The organism is Pseudomonas sp. W15Feb34 (assembly GCF_023127765.1).
GTDB classification, from domain to species: Bacteria; Pseudomonadota; Gammaproteobacteria; order Pseudomonadales; family Pseudomonadaceae; genus Aquipseudomonas; species Aquipseudomonas synxantha_A.
The window spans coordinates 150,804-166,830 of sequence record NZ_SPKN01000025.1 but is presented as its reverse complement, the minus strand read 5'-3'; the positions used below and the strand labels follow the sequence as shown (position 1 = coordinate 166,830).

The 16,027-nt window shown below is 60.9% G+C and carries 20 protein-coding genes; 16 read left to right on the top strand and 4 right to left on the bottom strand.

Translation table 11 applies throughout. The features are described from left to right. Nucleotides 1-7: 7 nt before the first annotated feature. Together pilH and pilG are read right to left on the bottom strand one after the other, a co-directional pair. Nucleotides 8-373, bottom strand: coding sequence for a twitching motility response regulator PilH (gene pilH, locus E4O97_RS11605; protein WP_003234583.1), 366 nt, complete (start codon nt 371-373; stop codon nt 8-10). 46 nt (nt 374-419) lie between these two features. Further along, nucleotides 420-827 (bottom strand): twitching motility response regulator PilG, encoded by a 408-nt coding sequence (gene pilG, locus E4O97_RS11600; RefSeq protein WP_005792254.1) that lies wholly within the window; start codon nt 825-827, stop codon nt 420-422. Nucleotides 828-1,066: 239 nt separating this feature from the next. Between pilG and gshB the strand changes: the two genes are divergently transcribed. The 7 genes from gshB (at nt 1,067) to E4O97_RS11565 (ending at nt 6,996) form a co-directional block, all read left to right on the top strand. After that, complete coding sequence (gene gshB / locus E4O97_RS11595) at nt 1,067-2,020, top strand: glutathione synthase (protein WP_005792255.1); 954 nt, start codon at nt 1,067-1,069, stop codon at nt 2,018-2,020. A 77-nt stretch (nt 2,021-2,097) separates the two neighbouring features. After that, nucleotides 2,098-3,003 carry an energy transducer TonB gene (locus E4O97_RS11590; RefSeq protein ID WP_032878937.1) on the top strand — a complete coding sequence of 302 codons (906 nt, stop codon included), beginning with the start codon at nt 2,098-2,100 and terminating at the stop codon, nt 3,001-3,003. Between the two features lie 50 nt (nt 3,004-3,053). After that, a complete protein-coding gene (locus tag E4O97_RS11585; RefSeq protein WP_005792257.1) occupies nt 3,054-3,623 on the top strand; it encodes a YqgE/AlgH family protein in 570 nt (189 codons plus the stop codon). Next, on the top strand, nt 3,623-4,060 hold the full coding sequence (gene ruvX, locus E4O97_RS11580; protein WP_005792259.1) for a Holliday junction resolvase RuvX: 438 nt from the start codon (nt 3,623-3,625) through the stop codon (nt 4,058-4,060). The genes E4O97_RS11585 and ruvX overlap by 1 nt, the downstream gene beginning before the upstream one ends. A gap of 132 nt (nt 4,061-4,192) precedes the next feature. Further along, nucleotides 4,193-4,699, top strand: coding sequence for a bifunctional pyr operon transcriptional regulator/uracil phosphoribosyltransferase PyrR (pyrR, locus tag E4O97_RS11575; RefSeq protein WP_005792260.1), 507 nt, complete (start codon nt 4,193-4,195; stop codon nt 4,697-4,699). A gap of 24 nt (nt 4,700-4,723) precedes the next feature. Then, nucleotides 4,724-5,728 (top strand): aspartate carbamoyltransferase catalytic subunit, encoded by a 1,005-nt coding sequence (locus tag E4O97_RS11570; protein ID WP_032878936.1) that lies wholly within the window; start codon nt 4,724-4,726, stop codon nt 5,726-5,728. Further along, on the top strand, nt 5,725-6,996 hold the full coding sequence (locus E4O97_RS11565; protein WP_148854564.1) for a dihydroorotase: 1,272 nt from the start codon (nt 5,725-5,727) through the stop codon (nt 6,994-6,996). Before E4O97_RS11570 ends, E4O97_RS11565 begins: the two co-directional genes overlap by 4 nt. 82 nt (nt 6,997-7,078) lie before the next feature. On the opposite strand, the gene E4O97_RS11560 is transcribed toward E4O97_RS11565, so the two are convergent. Continuing rightward, the gene (locus tag E4O97_RS11560) at nt 7,079-7,507 is read right to left on the bottom strand and encodes a TM2 domain-containing protein (RefSeq protein WP_032878933.1); all 429 of its coding nucleotides are present in this window, start codon (nt 7,505-7,507) and stop codon (nt 7,079-7,081) included. Between the two features lie 249 nt (nt 7,508-7,756). On the opposite strand from E4O97_RS11560, the gene E4O97_RS11555 reads away from it, so the two are divergent. Next, nucleotides 7,757-8,395 (top strand): C40 family peptidase, encoded by a 639-nt coding sequence (locus E4O97_RS11555; protein ID WP_005792265.1) that lies wholly within the window; start codon nt 7,757-7,759, stop codon nt 8,393-8,395. A gap of 147 nt (nt 8,396-8,542) precedes the next feature. On the opposite strand, the gene E4O97_RS11550 is transcribed toward E4O97_RS11555, so the two are convergent. Beyond that, nucleotides 8,543-9,577: a type IV pilus twitching motility protein PilT gene (locus tag E4O97_RS11550; protein ID WP_032878931.1), complete on the bottom strand. Its 1,035-nt coding sequence runs from the start codon at nt 9,575-9,577 to the stop codon at nt 8,543-8,545. A 57-nt stretch (nt 9,578-9,634) separates the two neighbouring features. Between E4O97_RS11550 and E4O97_RS11545 the strand changes: the two genes are divergently transcribed. From E4O97_RS11545 to hemW, 8 genes are all read left to right on the top strand, one after another. After that, entirely contained in the window at nt 9,635-10,330 is a 696-nt protein-coding gene (locus E4O97_RS11545; RefSeq protein ID WP_005792267.1) for a YggS family pyridoxal phosphate-dependent enzyme, read from the top strand. 25 nt (nt 10,331-10,355) lie between these two features. Beyond that, nucleotides 10,356-11,174 carry a pyrroline-5-carboxylate reductase gene (proC, locus tag E4O97_RS11540; RefSeq protein WP_216090434.1) on the top strand — a complete coding sequence of 273 codons (819 nt, stop codon included), beginning with the start codon at nt 10,356-10,358 and terminating at the stop codon, nt 11,172-11,174. Between the two features lie 25 nt (nt 11,175-11,199). Further along, nucleotides 11,200-11,787 (top strand): YggT family protein, encoded by a 588-nt coding sequence (locus E4O97_RS11535; RefSeq protein ID WP_003195087.1) that lies wholly within the window; start codon nt 11,200-11,202, stop codon nt 11,785-11,787. Nucleotides 11,788-12,008: 221 nt separating this feature from the next. Next, entirely contained in the window at nt 12,009-13,148 is a 1,140-nt protein-coding gene (locus E4O97_RS11530; protein WP_005792271.1) for a homoserine O-acetyltransferase, read from the top strand. A 7-nt stretch (nt 13,149-13,155) separates the two neighbouring features. Beyond that, nucleotides 13,156-13,776 carry a methionine biosynthesis protein MetW gene (gene metW / locus E4O97_RS11525; RefSeq protein WP_248161377.1) on the top strand — a complete coding sequence of 207 codons (621 nt, stop codon included), beginning with the start codon at nt 13,156-13,158 and terminating at the stop codon, nt 13,774-13,776. 21 nt (nt 13,777-13,797) lie between these two features. Next, a complete protein-coding gene (locus tag E4O97_RS11520; protein ID WP_078822557.1) occupies nt 13,798-14,232 on the top strand; it encodes a DUF4426 domain-containing protein in 435 nt (144 codons plus the stop codon). Further along, nucleotides 14,229-14,825 carry an RdgB/HAM1 family non-canonical purine NTP pyrophosphatase gene (rdgB, locus tag E4O97_RS11515; protein WP_078822558.1) on the top strand — a complete coding sequence of 199 codons (597 nt, stop codon included), beginning with the start codon at nt 14,229-14,231 and terminating at the stop codon, nt 14,823-14,825. The genes E4O97_RS11520 and rdgB overlap by 4 nt, the downstream gene beginning before the upstream one ends. Beyond that, on the top strand, nt 14,822-16,024 hold the full coding sequence (gene hemW, locus E4O97_RS11510; RefSeq protein WP_248129941.1) for a radical SAM family heme chaperone HemW: 1,203 nt from the start codon (nt 14,822-14,824) through the stop codon (nt 16,022-16,024). Before rdgB ends, hemW begins: the two co-directional genes overlap by 4 nt. Nucleotides 16,025-16,027 lie beyond the last annotated feature (3 nt).

Sequence of the window (16,027 nt, the reverse complement as noted above, 5' to 3'; positions counted from 1 at the left end):
CGAGCCTTTAGCCGGCCAGTACCTTGTTCAGGGTGGCGATCAGTGTGTCTTCGTCCACCGGCTTGGTCAGGTAATCCTTGGCGCCCTGGCGTGCACCCCAGATCTTGTCGGTTTCCTGGTCCTTGGTGGTGATGATGATGATCGGAATACCGTTGGTTTCCGGCTCCTTGGACAACTGGCGGGTGGCCTGGAAGCCGTTGAGGCCCGGCATCACGATGTCCATCAACACGGCGTCGGGCTTTTCCTGACGAGCCAGCGCTACGCCGTCCGCGCCGTTTTCGGCTTTCAGGACTTGATGGCCGTGCTTTTCCAGCATGCCGGTCAGTTTGTACATTTCGGTCGGCGAGTCGTCGACGATCAGAACACGTGCCATGGTTTTCCCCACTACATTGGTCGGCGCCGGCCCTTGTGAGGTGGCGTCAGTGTGCTTGTTCTACTGCGGCGAAGGCAGGCACATAGGCCTTGATCGCACCCAGCAGTTCTTCCTTGCTGAAAGGCTTGGTCAAAAATTGATCGACACCCACGATGCGCCCCTTGGCCTTGTCGAACAGGCCATCCCTGGAGGACAACATGATCACCGGGATCGCCTTGAACGCCGGGTTGTTCTTCACCAGGGCGCAGGTCTGGTAGCCATCCAGGCGCGGCATCATGATGTCGACAAAGATAATGTGCGGGTGATGATCCACAATCCGCGCCAGGGCATCGAAACCGTCGATGGCGGTGATGACCTCGCACCCCATGTTCTTCAACAGTGTCTCGGCGGTGCGGCGGATCGTTTTCGAATCGTCGATCACCATCACTCTCAAGGCGTTGGAATGCTGTTCCATATCTGCTCTACCATCGCCACAGCGAATCGGTTTTCGGTGTGTACTGCCTGATGTTGCACAGGATGAGCGCCGCAAGCCTTGGAATTCAAGGGCTGCTACGCCGTGGCAGTCTTTTTAGCACAGTCTCCGGGCGCAATCTATCGAGGCACCCACCCGGTGGTTTTTCCTTGACCCACAACAACCACAGCGCCACTCTGACGCCACTTTTATGCGCCCTAATTTGCTAGAGGAAACCCCCCATGAGCGTTCGCGTCGGCATTGTCATGGACCCTATCGCCAGCATTTCCTATAAAAAGGACAGCTCGCTGGCCATGCTCCTGGCCGCCCAGGCCCGCGGCTGGACGTTGTTCTATATGGAACAGCGCGACCTGTACCAGGGCGACGGCGAGGCGCGGGCGCGGATGCGTCCGTTGCAGGTATTCGCCAACCCCGAGAAATGGTTCGAGCTTTCGGATGAAATCGACAGCCCCCTGAGCGACCTCGATGTGATCCTGATGCGCAAGGATCCGCCGTTCGACATGGAGTTTGTGTACTCCACCTACTTGCTGGAGCAGGCCGAACGCGCCGGCGTGTTGATCGTCAACAAGCCGCAGAGCCTGCGCGACTGCAATGAAAAGCTGTTTGCCACCCTGTTCCCGCAGTGCACGCCGCCGACCGTGGTCAGCCGCCGCGCCGATGTACTGCGTGAATTCGCTGCCAAGCATGGCGATGTGATCCTCAAACCGCTGGACGGCATGGGCGGCACTTCGATCTTCCGCCACCGCGCTGGCGACCCGAACCTGTCGGTGATCCTCGAAACCCTGACTGCGCTGGGCACCCAGCAGATCATGGGCCAGGCTTACCTGCCGGCGATCAAGGATGGCGACAAGCGCATCCTGATGATCGACGGCGAGCCGGTGGACTACTGCCTGGCGCGCATCCCGGCAGCGGGCGAGACCCGTGGCAACCTGGCGGCCGGTGGTCGTGGTGAAGCACGGCCGTTGTCGGACAAGGACCGCTGGATCGCCGCTCAAGTTGGCCCGACCCTGCGCGAAAAAGGTCTGCTGTTTGTCGGACTCGACGTAATTGGTGAGAACCTCACGGAAATCAACGTCACCAGCCCTACCTGTATTCGCGAGATCGACAATGCATTTGGCACGAACATCGGCGAAATGCTGATGGCCGCCATTGAGCGCAAGCTACAAGCCAAGTGACATAGAACAGCCGGACACACACCAACATTGCGTTATCATGCGCCACCTGTGAAACGCGCGATGTTGGTTTTCTTGTCATGACACTCCCGTCCGATCTGCCCCCAGAACTCACCCACAGAGGCGTGCGCCCGGCTGATCGGCTCGGATTTACCCTGTTTCTCGCTGCGCTGATTCACCTCGCCTTGTTGCTGGGCGTGGGCTTCACCATGGTCGAGCCCAAGCAGATCACCAAGACCCTGGAAATCACCCTCGCTACGTTCAAAAGTGAGAAGAAGCCCGAAAAGGCCGACTTTCTTGCCCAGGACAACCAGCAGGGCAGCGGTACGCTCGACAAGAAAGCCGTGCCCAAGACCACTGAAGTAGCGCCCTTCCAGGACAACAAGGTCAATAAGGTCACCCCGCCGCCGGTGCCCAAGCCCGAGGTCAAGCAGGCAACGCCCAAGGCCGCCGTGACCACCGTTGCGCCCAAGCCGCAAAAGGCCCCGACCCAGCGCGAAAAAACCAGGACTGAACCCAAGCCCGAGCCGGTGAAGCCCGCGCCAACCTTCGACAGTTCGACGCTGTCCGACGAAATTTCCAGCCTGGAAGCCGAACTGGCCCACGAACAACAGCTGTATGCCAAGCGCCCGCGCATCTACCGCCTGAACGCCGCGTCGACCATGCGCGACAAAGGCGCCTGGTATAAGGACGAGTGGCGCAAGAAGGTCGAGCGCATCGGCAACCTCAATTACCCGGACGAAGCCCGGCGTCAGCAGATTTATGGCAACTTGCGCTTGCTGGTATCGATCAACCGTGACGGTTCGCTCTATGAAGTGCAGGTGCTGGAGTCCTCCGGCCAACCGCTGCTGGACCAGGCCGCCCAGCGCATCGTGCGCCTGGCCGCGCCTTTTGCGCCGTTCAGCGGCGACTTGAATGACGTGGACCGCCTGGAAATCATCCGCACCTGGAAGTTTGCCAAGGGCGACCGGCTGTCCAGCAACTGACACCGCTCCTACACTTGTCAGTTCGCCCCTCCAACGCCACACTAGCGGACATGAAAAACGTCAGCCCGACCTACCTCAAGCACCAATTCCTGATCGCCATGCCCCATATGGCCGACCCGAACTTTGCGCAGACCTTGACCTACATCGTCGAGCACACGGCCAATGGTGCCATGGGGCTGGTGGTCAACCGTCCACAGGAGCTGAGCCTGGCCGATATCCTTGAGCAATTGCGCCCGGAACTCGACCCACCGACCCGCTGCCAGGATGTGCCGATCTATATCGGCGGGCCGGTGCAGACCGATCGCGGCTTTGTGTTGCACCCCACCGGGCCGCAATACCAGGCCACGGTGGATCTTGAGGGCGTGTCACTGTCCACGTCTCAGGACGTGTTGTTCGCGATCGCCGATGGCGTCGGCCCTGAGCAAAGCCTGATTACCCTGGGCTACGCCGGTTGGGAAGCCGGGCAACTGGAGGCCGAGCTGGCGAGCAATGCCTGGCTGACCTGCCCGTTCGACGCCGACATCCTGTTCAACACCGCCAGCGAACTGCGCCTTGATGCTGCCGCCGCCAAGCTGCGGGTCAACCTCAGCCTGTTGACCAGCCAGGCGGGGCACGCCTGATGGCCTTGCGTCTGATCCTGGGTTTTGACTACGGCACTAAACAGATCGGCGTAGCGGTCGGCCAGGTTATTACCGGCCAGGCCCGCGAGCTGTGCACCTTGAAGGCCCAGAACGGCATACCGGACTGGAACCAGGTTGAAGCCCTTATCAAAGAGTGGAAGCCCGACGCTGTGGTGGTCGGCCTGCCTCTGAACATGGATGGCACCCCCAGCGACATGTGCCTGCGCGCCGAAAAGTTCGCGCGCCGCCTCAATGGCCGCTACAACCTGCCCTTCTATACCCACGATGAGCGCCTGACCACCTTTGAAGCCAAGGGTGAGCGCCGTGACCGCGGCGGGCAGAAGGGCAGTTACCGCGACAACCCCGTGGACGCCATCGCCGCCGCCTTGCTGTTGCAGGGTTGGCTGGATGAAAACACCGCTTTATTTGAATCCTGACCCGCCGCGATCCTGTGGGAGCGGGCTTGCCCGCGAAGAACGTTAACGATACCGCGTGAAGGCTGGATGAACGCGGTACCCATGAGTTTTTCGCGAGCAAGCTTGCCCCTACACACTTAAAAAGGAGCCCCCATGAGCCTGCCCAATCCCGCCGAACTGATCAGCCAGATGGCATTACGCCTCAAGGCGCACCTGGAACACCGCGGCATCAGCGAACCGCGCTTTATCGGCATCCGCACCGGCGGTGTCTGGGTAGCCCAGGCGTTACTGGAAGAACTGGGCAGCGATTCGCCCCTGGGTACGCTGGACGTGTCCTTCTACCGCGACGACTTCAGCCAGAACGGCCTGCACCCACAGGTGCAACCTTCGGCCCTGCCATTCGAGGTTGAGGGCCAGCACCTGATCCTGATCGATGACGTCCTGATGAGCGGCCGTACCATACGCGCCGCCATGAACGAACTGTTCGATTACGGCCGCCCGGCCAGCATTACGTTGGTCTGCCTGCTGGACCTGGATGCTGGCGAATTGCCGATCAGCCCGGATGTCGTAGGTGCAACACTGTCTTTGCAAGCCCGGCAGCGGGTAAAATTGTCCGGTCCCACGCCGCTCGAACTCGAACTGCAAGACCTTGCCCTTTAAACCGCCTTGTACAGAGTCCCCGCGATGACGCCTCTAGATGCCAAGCGCCCGCTGCAGCTCAATGCTCAGGGCCAGTTGCAACATTTCTTGTCCCTCGACGGTTTGCCCCGCGAACTGCTCACCGAAATCCTCGACACCGCCGACTCGTTCCTTGAAGTCGGCGGCCGCGCGGTGAAGAAGGTCCCGCTGCTGCGCGGCAAGACCATCTGCAATGTGTTCTTCGAGAACTCCACCCGCACCCGCACCACCTTTGAACTGGCAGCCCAGCGGCTATCGGCCGACGTGATCACGCTGAACGTGTCCACCTCGTCGGCGAGCAAGGGCGAGACCCTGCTCGACACCCTGCGCAACCTCGAAGCCATGGCTGCTGACATGTTCGTGGTCCGCCACGGCGACTCCGGCGCCGCGCACTTCATCGCCGAGCATGTGTGCCCGCAGGTAGCAGTCATCAACGGCGGCGACGGCCGCCACGCCCACCCGACCCAGGGCATGCTCGACATGCTCACCATCCGTCGGCACAAGGGCAGCTTTGAAAACCTCTCGGTGGCCATCGTCGGCGACATCCTGCACTCCCGTGTAGCACGCTCGAACATGCTGGCCCTCAAAGCCCTGGGCTGCCCGGATATCCGCGTGATCGCGCCGAAAACCCTGCTGCCCATCGGCATCGAACAGTATGGCGTGAAGGTCTACACCGACATGGCCGAGGGCCTCAAGGATGTGGACGTGGTGATCATGCTGCGCCTGCAACGCGAGCGCATGGCTGGTGGCTTGCTGCCCAGCGAAGGCGAGTTCTACCGCCTGTTCGGCCTGACCACCGCACGTTTGGCCGGGGCCAAGCCGGATGCCATCGTGATGCACCCGGGGCCGATCAACCGCGGGGTGGAGATTGAGTCGGCGGTGGCCGATGGCCCGCAGTCGGTGATCTTGAACCAAGTGACCTACGGCATCGCGGTACGCATGGCCGTGCTGTCCATGGCCATGAGCGGGCAGACCGCGCAACGTCAATTCGAGCAGGAGCAGGCCCAGTGAAGCTCAGCATTCTCGGCGCCCGAGTCATCGATCCAGCCAGTGGCCTGGACCAAGTTACCGATCTTTATCTGGATGCCGGCAAGATCATCGCCATTGGCGCCGCACCTGCCGGCTTCAACGCCATCGAAAGCATCGACGCCAAGGGCCTGGTGGCCGCGCCCGGGCTGGTAGACCTGAACGTCGCCCTGCGCGAGCCGGGCTACAGCCGCAAAGGCAATATCAACAGCGAAACCCAGGCCGCTGCGGCCGGTGGCGTGACCAGCCTGTGCTGCCCGCCGAACACCAAGCCGGTGCTGGACACTTCGGCGGTGACCGAGCTGATCCTGGACCGCGCCCGTGAAGCCGGCAATTGCAAGGTGTTTCCCGTCGGCGCCTTGAGCAAAGGCCTGGATGGCGAACAACTGGCCGAACTGATCGCACTGCGCGATGCCGGTTGCGTGGCCTTCAGCAACGGCCTGGAAAGTTTTCGCAGCACCCGCACGCTGTGCCGTGCCCTGGAATACGCGGCCACCTTCGACCTGACGGTGATCTTCCACTCCCAGGACCGCGACCTGGCCGAAGGCGGCCTGGCCCATGAAGGGGCAGTCGCCAGCTTCCTCGGCCTGCCGGGCATCCCGGAAACCGCCGAAACCGTGGCCCTGGCCCGTGACCTGTTGCTGGTGGAGCAAAGCGGCGTACGCGCACACTTCAGCCAGCTGACCAGCGCCCGCGGCGTTGCCCTGATCGCCCAGGCCCAGGCCCGTGGCTTGCCGGTGACGGCGGATGTGGCGCTGTACCAATTGATCCTGACGGATGAGGCGCTGATCGACTTCTCCAGCCTGTATCACGTGCAGCCTCCCCTGCGTACCAAGGCCGACCGTGACGGTTTGCGTGCGGCGGTGAAGTCGGGGGTGGTGTCAGCGATTTCCAGCCATCACCAGCCTCACGAGCGTGACGCCAAGTTGGCGCCATTTGGCGCGACCGAGCCGGGTATCAGTAGCGTGGAGTTGTTGTTGCCATTGGCAATGACCTTGGTGGAAGACGGCTTGCTCGACCTGCCGACGCTATTGGCCCGCCTGAGCGCCGGCCCGGCCGACGCACTGCGCTTGCCGGCGGGCAAGCTTGAAGTCGGTTCGCCAGCGGACCTGGTGCTGTTTGACCTGGGCAGCTCGACGGTGGCAGGGGAGCATTGGTTGTCCAAGGGTGAAAACTGCCCGTTCATTGGCCACAGCCTGCCGGCGACGGTGCGGTACACCTTGATGGATGGGCGGATCACTTACCAGGCCTGAAACCGGTCTAGAGTGAGCGCAGTAAAAAATGTGGGAGGGGGCTTGCTCCCTCCCACATTTTGTTCTCTATAGGGCCGAGAGATCAGCGGCCGTTATTGCGCTCGGCATTGCGGATCGAGATCTGCGTATTCAACGTCCAGAAGTCATACAGCACCCCAATCAGGAACAAACCGCCGGTCAGCAGGTAGATCAGGCCGGTGATCCATTTGCCCTGGTACATACGGTGCACACCGAACAGGCCCAGGAACGCCAACAGGATCCACGCGACGTTGTATTCGATAGGCCCGGCGGTAAAACGCAGGTCGGCTTCACGGTCCATGGCCGGGATGAGGAATACGTCGATCAACCAACCAATGCCCAGCAGGCCGAAGGTAAAAAACCAGATCGTGCCGGTCACGGGTTTGCCGTAATAAAAGCGATGCGCCCCGGTAAAACCGAAAATCCACAGCAGGTAACCGATCACCTTGCTATGGGTATCTTGCTGCTGACCAACCTGTTGATAGGTGTTCATGGAGTACCTCTTTTGCTTCGATAGATAAATTTTTTCATTTTCTTTGTGACTTTTTTACGAGCGCCCGACGTACGGCAAATGGTATCTTCCTGTCCTCAAAGCCTTATGCCACCTGACTTGTGTAGGACAATTGCGGCAATTCGTCGCGTTTTTCCTGGATTTGACCCCAAGGTTCAGTCGACAAACGGCCTGAGAACGACACAAAAAGCTGTTATAAAGTTGCGCGCAAACCCATAAGAGCCACGCCTAATGCGACCATTTTTCAAGACATGGCTGACCATCTGCCTATTAATGCCACTGGCCGCCCACGCCACCAATCGTGAGCAACGACTTCCGAACGTCAATGGTTTCACCCCTAAAGTCCACAGCACAACCACCAAGGCCAAATCGGTAAAGCTGACCGTCAACCGCCCGACTCAACTGAGCAAGGCACACGGTAAAGCAACACCCGGCCTGATGGCTGTCAACACCAAGCAAAGCAGCAACGTCCTCAGCCGTGCCGTCAACGTGCTGGGTACTCCTTATCGTTGGGGCGGTAGCAGCCCAAGTAAAGGGTTCGACTGCAGCGGCCTGGTGAAATATGCATTCAACGATGTAAAAGCCGTGGATTTGCCGCGCACCTCCAACGCCATGGCGGCTGGTCACGGCTTGAAGGTTGATCGCAAAGACCTGAAGCCCGGCGACTTGTTGTTCTTCAAGCTCAAGAGCCGCCAGGTCAATCACGTTGCCATCTACTTGGGCAACGACCGTTTTATCCACGCGCCGCGTCGTGGCAAGTCGGTGAGCATCGACACGCTGAAAAAGCCGTTCTGGGACAAGAACTACGTGATTGCCAAGCGTGTGCTGCCTAAAGAGCAGAACAGCAACCTGCGGATCGTGCAGCGCTAAGCCAGGCGCCACTGAAGCTCCCCATTTGAAATGCAATCAAATGTGGGAGCTGGCTTGCCTGCGATGACGGTGTGTCAGTTGGCAGAGAGAGCGCCTGACAGCCCGCTATCGCAGGCAAGCCAGCTCCCACATGAGTATCTGTGCGTTTTAGATATCTGCAGGCACCCTCGCCTTCTCCCGCGCTTCTTCCCGGCTGACCAGCCCCGCGCCGACCAACGCCTTCAAACTCATATCCAGGGTCTTCATCCCCAACGCGCCACCGGTCTGAATTGCCGAAACCATCTGCGCCACCTTGTCCTCACGGATCAGATTGCGAATCGCCGGCGTGCCCAGCATGATTTCATGGGCGGCCACACGGCCGCCGCCGACCTTCTTCACCAGTACCTGAGACACCACCGCCTGCAACGACTCCGACAACATCGAGCGGACCATGGCCTTTTCCCCGGCCGGGAAGACGTCCACCAGCCTGTCTACAGTCTTTGCAGCCGATGAAGTGTGCAGGGTGCCAAACACCAGGTGCCCGGTCTCAGCTGCCGTCAAGGCCAGGCGGATGGTTTCCAGGTCGCGCAATTCGCCTACCAGGATCACATCAGGGTCTTCCCTCAGGGCCGAGCGCAGGGCCACGCAGAAGCTGTGGGTGTCGCGGTGCACCTGGCGTTGGGTGATCAGGGCCAGTTTCGGCCTGTGGATAAATTCGATGGGGTCTTCAAGCGTGAGGATGTGCTGGCGCCGGTGCCGGTTCAGATAATCGATCATCGCCGCCAGCGTCGTGGACTTGCCCGAACCCGTAGGCCCGGTGACCAGCACCAGGCCACGGGGGAACTGAGCCATACGCTGGAATACCTCGCCCAACCCAAGGTCTTCCAGGCTCTGGACCTCGGTCGGGATGGCACGAAACACCGCGCCTATACCGCGATTCTGGCGGAACACGTTCGCCCGAAAGCGTGCGACTCCCGGCAATTCGAAGGCAAAATCCGTTTCAAGAGATGTTTCGAAATCCTTTTGTTGGTGTTTATTCAACAAAGGGCTCACCAGATCGACCAGTTGCGCTGCGCTAAGCACCGGCTCATCCATCGGCCAGACCTCGCCATCGACTCGCACCATCGGCGCCAGGCCGGCCGACAAATGCAGGTCACAGGCGCCACGGCTTACGCTGGCCGTCAGCAATTGCGTGATATCCATAGGGCTTTCCATTTCCAGTAGAATGCCGCGGACTCCATATCCACGGGCGCATCTTGAATGTCGACGATAGCAGACAACATCGGCCTGGTTAGCCAGCGCATCCGCGCCGCAGCCGACGCCGTGCAACGTGACGCAAGCAGCATCCACCTGCTGGCCGTGAGCAAGACCAAACCCGCACAAGCCGTGCGCGACGCCTATGCCGCCGGGATGCGCGATTTTGGCGAGAACTACCTGCAGGAAGCCTTGGGCAAACAGGCGGATTTAACCGACCTGCCCTTGAGTTGGCACTTCATCGGCCCCATTCAATCGAACAAGACTCGCGCCATCGCCGAGAACTTCGCTTGGGTGCATTCCGTGGACCGCCTGAAAATCGCACAACGCCTGTCCGAACAACGCCCGGCCGACCTGCCGCCGCTGAATATCTGCATCCAGGTCAATGTCAGTGGCGAGGCCAGCAAATCCGGCTGTACGCCGGCCGACCTGCCAGCCCTGGCCAACGCGATCAGCGCCCTGCCGCGCTTGAAGCTGCGCGGCCTGATGGCGATCCCCGAGCCGACTGAAGACCGGGCCGCACAGGATGCGGCGTTTGCCAGCGTACGCGACCTGCAAGCCAGCTTGAACCTGGCGCTGGACACACTTTCCATGGGCATGAGCCATGACCTTGAGTCGGCCATCGCCCAAGGCGCCACCTGGGTGCGGATCGGTACCGCCCTGTTTGGCGCCCGCGACTACAGCCAGCCGCAAAATGGCTGACTTCCCTCGAAAATAAGGACCTGTCATGAGCAACACGCGTATTGCCTTTATCGGCGCCGGTAACATGGCGGCCAGCCTGATCGGTGGCCTGCGGGCCAAGGGCCTGGACGCCGAACAGATCCGCGCCAGCGACCCGGGTGACGAAACCCGCGAACGGGTCAGCGCCGAACACGGCATTGAAACCTTTGCCGATAACGCCGAAGCCATCCACGGCGTCGATGTGATCGTGCTGGCGGTCAAGCCCCAGGCCATGAAGGCCGTGTGCGAAAGCCTGCGCCCAAGCCTGCAGCCGCATCAATTGGTGGTGTCCATTGCCGCCGGCATCACCTGTGCCAGCATGAAAGCCTGGCTCGGTGACCAGCCGATCGTACGTTGCATGCCCAATACCCCAGCGTTGCTGCGCCAGGGCGTAAGCGGTTTGTACGCCACCGCTGAAGTCAGCGCGCAGCAGCGTGACCAGGCTCAGGAGTTGCTGTCTGCGGTGGGCCTTGCCGTATGGCTGGAGCAGGAGCAGCAACTGGATGCGGTCACCGCCGTTTCCGGCAGCGGCCCGGCCTACTTCTTCCTGTTGATCGAGGCCATGACCGCCGCTGGCGTCAAGCTGGGCCTGCCCCACGAGGTTGCCGAACAACTGGCTGAGCAAACGGCCCTGGGCGCCGCGAAAATGGCTGTCGGCAGCGATGTCGATGCCGCCGAACTGCGCCGGCGGGTAACGTCGCCGGGCGGCACCACGCAAGCCGCCATTGAATCGTTCCAGGCCGGGGGCTTTGAGGTCCTGGTGGAAAAAGCACTGGGTGCCGCGGCACATCGTTCGGCCGAGATGGCTGAGCAACTGGGCAAATAGTCGTCCCTTACCAAGGTAATCAAACATGCTCGGAATCAATGACGCTGCCATTTTCATCATTCAGACCTTGGGCAGCCTGTACCTGCTGATCGTGCTGATGCGCTTTATCCTGCAACTGGTGCGGGCGAACTTCTACAACCCGTTGTGCCAGTTCGTAGTCAAGGCCACCCAACCGCTGCTCAAGCCACTGCGCCGGGTGATCCCGAGCCTGTTCGGCCTGGACATGTCGTCGCTGGTGCTGGCGTTGCTGCTGCAGATCCTGCTGTTCGTGGTGATCCTGATGCTCAACGGCTACCAGGCGTTCACCGTGCTGCTGTTGCCGTGGGGCCTGATCGGTATTTTCTCGCTGTTCCTGAAGATCATTTTCTGGTCGATGATCATCAGCGTGATCCTGTCGTGGGTCGCACCCGGCAGCCGTAGCCCGGGTGCCGAACTGGTGGCTCAGATCACCGAACCGGTGCTGGCACCCTTCCGTCGCCTGATCCCGAACCTGGGTGGCCTGGATATCTCGCCGATCTTTGCGTTTATCGTGATTCAGCTGCTGCAAAGCTGGGTGATTCCACGCCTGGCGTACTTTGCCTACATGCCCAAAGAGCTGTTCGGCCTGATCTGAATGCCGTAGCCCCTATGGGAGCTGGCTTGTGTGGGAGCTGGCTTGCCTGCGATAGCATCACCTCGGTGTGTCTGAAAACCGCGGTGCCTGCATCGCGGGCAAGCCCGGCTCCCACATCAACCCTTCTCACATTTTGTATCTGCGTACTGGTACAGACCATTGCTTGCCGCTAGGGTCCCCGCTCTTTAGACTTACGCCTCATTTAAACGAGAGCAGGGTCGATGCCAGCTGCCTTCCCCCCCGATTCTGTTGGACTGGTCGTGCCTCAAGTGGCGCACTTCAGCGAACCGCTGGCCCTGGCCTGCGGCCGTTCGTTGCCTGCCTACGACCTGATCTACGAAACCTACGGCCAACTGAACGCCACGGCGAGCAACGCCGTGCTGATCTGCCACGCCCTGTCCGGCCACCACCACGCCGCCGGTTTCCACAGCGTTGACGAGCGCAAACCCGGCTGGTGGGACAGTTGCATCGGCCCCGGCAAGCCCATCGACACCAACAAGTTCTTCGTGGTCAGCCTCAACAACCTCGGCGGCTGCAATGGCTCCACCGGCCCCAGCAGCCTCAATCCGGACACCGGCAAGCCATTCGGCGCGGACTTCCCGGTGTTGACCGTAGAAGACTGGGTACACAGCCAGGCACGCCTGGCCGACCTGCTGGGCATCCACCAGTGGGCCGCAGTCATTGGTGGCAGCCTGGGCGGTATGCAGGCGCTGCAATGGACCATCAGCTACCCGGACCGCGTGCGCCACTGCCTGGCTATCGCGTCGGCGCCCAAGCTGTCGGCGCAGAACATCGCGTTTAACGAAGTGGCACGCCAGGCCATCCTCACCGACCCCGAGTTCCACGGCGGTTCGTTCCAGGAAGCCGGCGTGATCCCCAAGCGCGGCCTGATGCTGGCGCGGATGGTGGGGCATATCACCTACCTGTCCGATGATTCCATGGGCGAAAAATTCGGTCGCGGCCTCAAGAGCGAGAAGCTCAACTACGACTTCCACAGCGTCGAGTTCCAGGTGGAAAGCTACCTGCGCTATCAGGGTGAAGAATTCTCCGGGCGTTTTGATGCCAACACCTACCTGTTGATGACCAAGGCCCTGGACTACTTCGACCCGGCGGCCAACCACGACGACGACCTGGCGAAAACCTTCGAGCACGCCACGGCCAAGTTCTGCGTGATGTCATTCACTACCGACTGGCGCTTCTCGCCGGCCCGCTCCCGTGAGCTGGTGGATGCGCTGATGGCCGCCAAGAAAGACGTCTGCTACCTGGAGATCGATGCACCGCAAGGCCACGACGCCTTCCTGATTCCGATCCCGCGTTACCTGCAGGCCTTTAGCAACTACATGAACCGAATCGCACTGTGAGAACGCCATGAGAGCCGACCTGGAAATCATCCAAGACTGGACCCCCGCCGGCAGCCGCGTGCTCGACCTGGGCTGCGGCGATGGCGAACTGCTGAGCTGGCTGCGCGACAACAAGCAAGTCACCGGCTACGGCCTGGAAAACGACCCGGACAACATCGCCCAGTGCGTGGCCAAGGGCATCAACGTAATCGAGCAGGACCTGGACAAGGGCCTGGGCAACTTCGCCAGCAACAGCTTCGATATCGTGGTGATGACCCAGGCCCTGCAAGCGGTGCACTACCCGGACCGCATCCTCGACGAAATGCTGCGCGTTGGCCGCCAATGCATCATCACTTTCCCCAATTTCGGCCACTGGCGCTGCCGCTGGTACCTGGCCACCAAGGGCCGTATGCCGGTCTCGGATTTCCTGCCGTACACGTGGTACAACACGCCCAACATCCACTTCTGCACCTTCGAAGACTTCGAAGCGTTGTGTGGCGAGCGTGAAGCCAAGGTCATCAACCGCCTTGCCGTCGATCAACAGCACCGCCACGGCTGGGCGAGTAAGCTATGGCCCAATCTATTGGGCGAAATCGGTATTTACCGGGTCAGCAGTCCTGGCCTGACCGACCACAAAGTTGCCGTCTAATCATCTTCAAGAGGGACGTTCATGAGTCGTTTGGCTATTTTTCTATTGACCGCATGCCTGGGCGCCAGCGCCATGGCTGCAGACGCTATCGACGCTAATCGCAAGAAAGACTTCGGCGATATCACCGTTCACTACAACACCTTCACCTCCAGCTTCCTGCCACCCGAGACCGCTCAGAAAGTCGGCGTAGTGCGCAGCAAGGAGAAGGGTTTGATCAATGTGACTGTGATCAAGGGCGTGGCCCCGGTCGCGGCCCAGGTGACCGGCACCATCAAGGATTTGGGCGGCAAAAGCGAGATCCTGACGTTCAAGCAAATCGAAGAGAAAGGCGGCATCAGCTACCTCGCGCCCTACTCGGTGACCCAGCGGGAATACAAGACATTTACCATCAACGTTGAAACCGGCGGCAAAGCCCATGGTTTCCAATTCAACCAAGAACTGTTTCCGGCCGAATGATGAACCTTACCCAACTCGTACTGGCCAGCCATAACACCGGCAAACTCAAAGAACTGCAGGCCATGCTCGGCGAATCCGTGCAACTGCGTTCGATTGGCGAGTTCAGCCAGGTCGAACCGGAAGAAACCGGCTTGTCGTTCGTTGAGAACGCCATCCTCAAGGCCCGCAACGCAGCACGCATCTCCGGCCTGCCGGCCCTGGCGGATGACTCGGGCCTGGCGGTGGACTTTCTCGGCGGCGCGCCCGGCATTTATTCGGCCCGTTACGCTGATGGCAAGGGCGACGCAGCCAATAACGCCAAGCTGCTCGACGCGCTCAAGGACGTGCCCGACGCCGAACGTGGTGCACAGTTCGTCTGCGTGCTGGCCCTGGTGCGACATGCCGATGACCCGCTGCCGATCCTGTGCGAAGGCTTGTGGCACGGGCGCATCCTGCATGCCGCCAGCGGTGAGCATGGCTTCGGTTACGACCCTTTGTTCTGGGTGCCGGAGCGCAATGTCTCCAGCGCCGAACTGAGCCCGGCCGACAAGAACCAGATCAGCCACCGCGCCCGCGCCATGGTGTTGCTGCGCCAGCGCCTGGGCTTGAAATGACCCAGAACACCTCTGCGCAGCCGCTGATCCACGGTGGCGCGCAAACACCACGGGCGGCCCTGCCCCACCTGCCGCCCCTGGCGCTGTACATCCACATCCCTTGGTGCGTGCGCAAATGCCCGTATTGCGACTTCAACTCCCACACCGCCAGCAAGGTGCTGCCGGAAGAAGAGTATGTAGATGCATTGCTGGCGGATCTGGATCAAGACCTGCACGCCGTTTATGGCCGGGAGCTGAGTTCGATTTTCTTCGGTGGCGGCACGCCCAGCCTGTTCAGCGCCGCCGCGTTGGGCCGCTTGTTAAAAGGCGTGGAAGCCCGTATTCGGTTCGCCGCGGATATCGAGATCACCCTGGAAGCCAACCCCGGGACCTTCGAGCAAGAGAAGTTCGTGGCGTACCGCAAACTGGGGATCAATCGCCTGTCCATCGGCATCCAGAGCTTCCAGCAAGAGAAGCTTGAAGCCCTGGGCCGTATTCACAATGGCGATGAAGCCGTGCGCGCCGCTGGCATGGCGCGCCAGGCAGGGTTCGATAACTTCAACCTGGACTTGATGCACGGCCTGCCCAATCAATCCCTCGACGATGCCCTGAGCGACCTGCGCCAGGCCATTGCGCTCAATCCGACGCACCTGTCCTGGTACCAACTGACTCTGGAACCCAATACCGTCTTCTGGAACCAGCCGCCCGCGCTGCCCGAAGACGATACGCTGTGGGATATCCAGGAAGCCGGCCAGGCGCTGCTCGCCGAACACGGTTACGCGCAATACGAGGTGTCGGCCTACGCCCAACCGGGGCGGCCAGCGCGGCATAACCTGAATTACTGGAGCTTTGGCGACTTTATCGGCATCGGCGCCGGCGCCCACGGCAAGCTCAGCCACCCGGACGGGCGCATCGTACGCACCTGGAAAACCCGCGCCCCCAAGGACTACCTCAACCCGGCCAAAAGCTTCCAGGCCGGAGCGAAAGAGCTGACCAACGACGAACTGCCGTTCGAGTTCCTGATGAACGCTCTGCGCCTGACCGAAGGGGTCGATGCCAAGCTCTACGCCGAACGCACCGGCCTTGATCTGGCCAGCCTCGATGAAGGCCGCCGCGAGGCAGAACAAAGTGGATTAATGCAGGTCGAACCGTCACGCCTGGCGGCAACCGACCGCGGGCAACTCTTTCTCAATGACCTGTTGCAGACGTTTTTGAGCTGATCG

Excerpts from the sequence above, each read along its gene's own strand:
- pilH (WP_003234583.1), bottom strand. The coding sequence starts at position 373 with ATGGCACGTGTTCTGATCGTCGACGACTCGCCGACCGAAATGTACAAA.
- pilG (WP_005792254.1), bottom strand. The coding sequence starts at position 827 with ATGGAACAGCATTCCAACGCCTTGAGAGTGATGGTGATCGACGATTCG.
- gshB (WP_005792255.1), top strand. The coding sequence starts at position 1,067 with ATGAGCGTTCGCGTCGGCATTGTCATGGACCCTATCGCCAGCATTTCC.
- E4O97_RS11590 (WP_032878937.1), top strand. The coding sequence starts at position 2,098 with ATGACACTCCCGTCCGATCTGCCCCCAGAACTCACCCACAGAGGCGTG.
- E4O97_RS11585 (WP_005792257.1), top strand. The coding sequence starts at position 3,054 with ATGAAAAACGTCAGCCCGACCTACCTCAAGCACCAATTCCTGATCGCC.
- ruvX (WP_005792259.1), top strand. The coding sequence starts at position 3,623 with ATGGCCTTGCGTCTGATCCTGGGTTTTGACTACGGCACTAAACAGATC.
- pyrR (WP_005792260.1), top strand. The coding sequence starts at position 4,193 with ATGAGCCTGCCCAATCCCGCCGAACTGATCAGCCAGATGGCATTACGC.
- E4O97_RS11570 (WP_032878936.1), top strand. The coding sequence starts at position 4,724 with ATGACGCCTCTAGATGCCAAGCGCCCGCTGCAGCTCAATGCTCAGGGC.
- E4O97_RS11560 (WP_032878933.1), bottom strand. The coding sequence starts at position 7,507 with ATGAACACCTATCAACAGGTTGGTCAGCAGCAAGATACCCATAGCAAG.
- E4O97_RS11555 (WP_005792265.1), top strand. The coding sequence starts at position 7,757 with ATGCGACCATTTTTCAAGACATGGCTGACCATCTGCCTATTAATGCCA.
- E4O97_RS11550 (WP_032878931.1), bottom strand. The coding sequence starts at position 9,577 with ATGGATATCACGCAATTGCTGACGGCCAGCGTAAGCCGTGGCGCCTGT.
- E4O97_RS11545 (WP_005792267.1), top strand. The coding sequence starts at position 9,635 with ATGTCGACGATAGCAGACAACATCGGCCTGGTTAGCCAGCGCATCCGC.
- proC (WP_216090434.1), top strand. The coding sequence starts at position 10,356 with ATGAGCAACACGCGTATTGCCTTTATCGGCGCCGGTAACATGGCGGCC.
- E4O97_RS11535 (WP_003195087.1), top strand. The coding sequence starts at position 11,200 with ATGCTCGGAATCAATGACGCTGCCATTTTCATCATTCAGACCTTGGGC.
- E4O97_RS11530 (WP_005792271.1), top strand. The coding sequence starts at position 12,009 with ATGCCAGCTGCCTTCCCCCCCGATTCTGTTGGACTGGTCGTGCCTCAA.
- metW (WP_248161377.1), top strand. The coding sequence starts at position 13,156 with ATGAGAGCCGACCTGGAAATCATCCAAGACTGGACCCCCGCCGGCAGC.
- E4O97_RS11520 (WP_078822557.1), top strand. The coding sequence starts at position 13,798 with ATGAGTCGTTTGGCTATTTTTCTATTGACCGCATGCCTGGGCGCCAGC.
- rdgB (WP_078822558.1), top strand. The coding sequence starts at position 14,229 with ATGATGAACCTTACCCAACTCGTACTGGCCAGCCATAACACCGGCAAA.
- hemW (WP_248129941.1), top strand. The coding sequence starts at position 14,822 with ATGACCCAGAACACCTCTGCGCAGCCGCTGATCCACGGTGGCGCGCAA.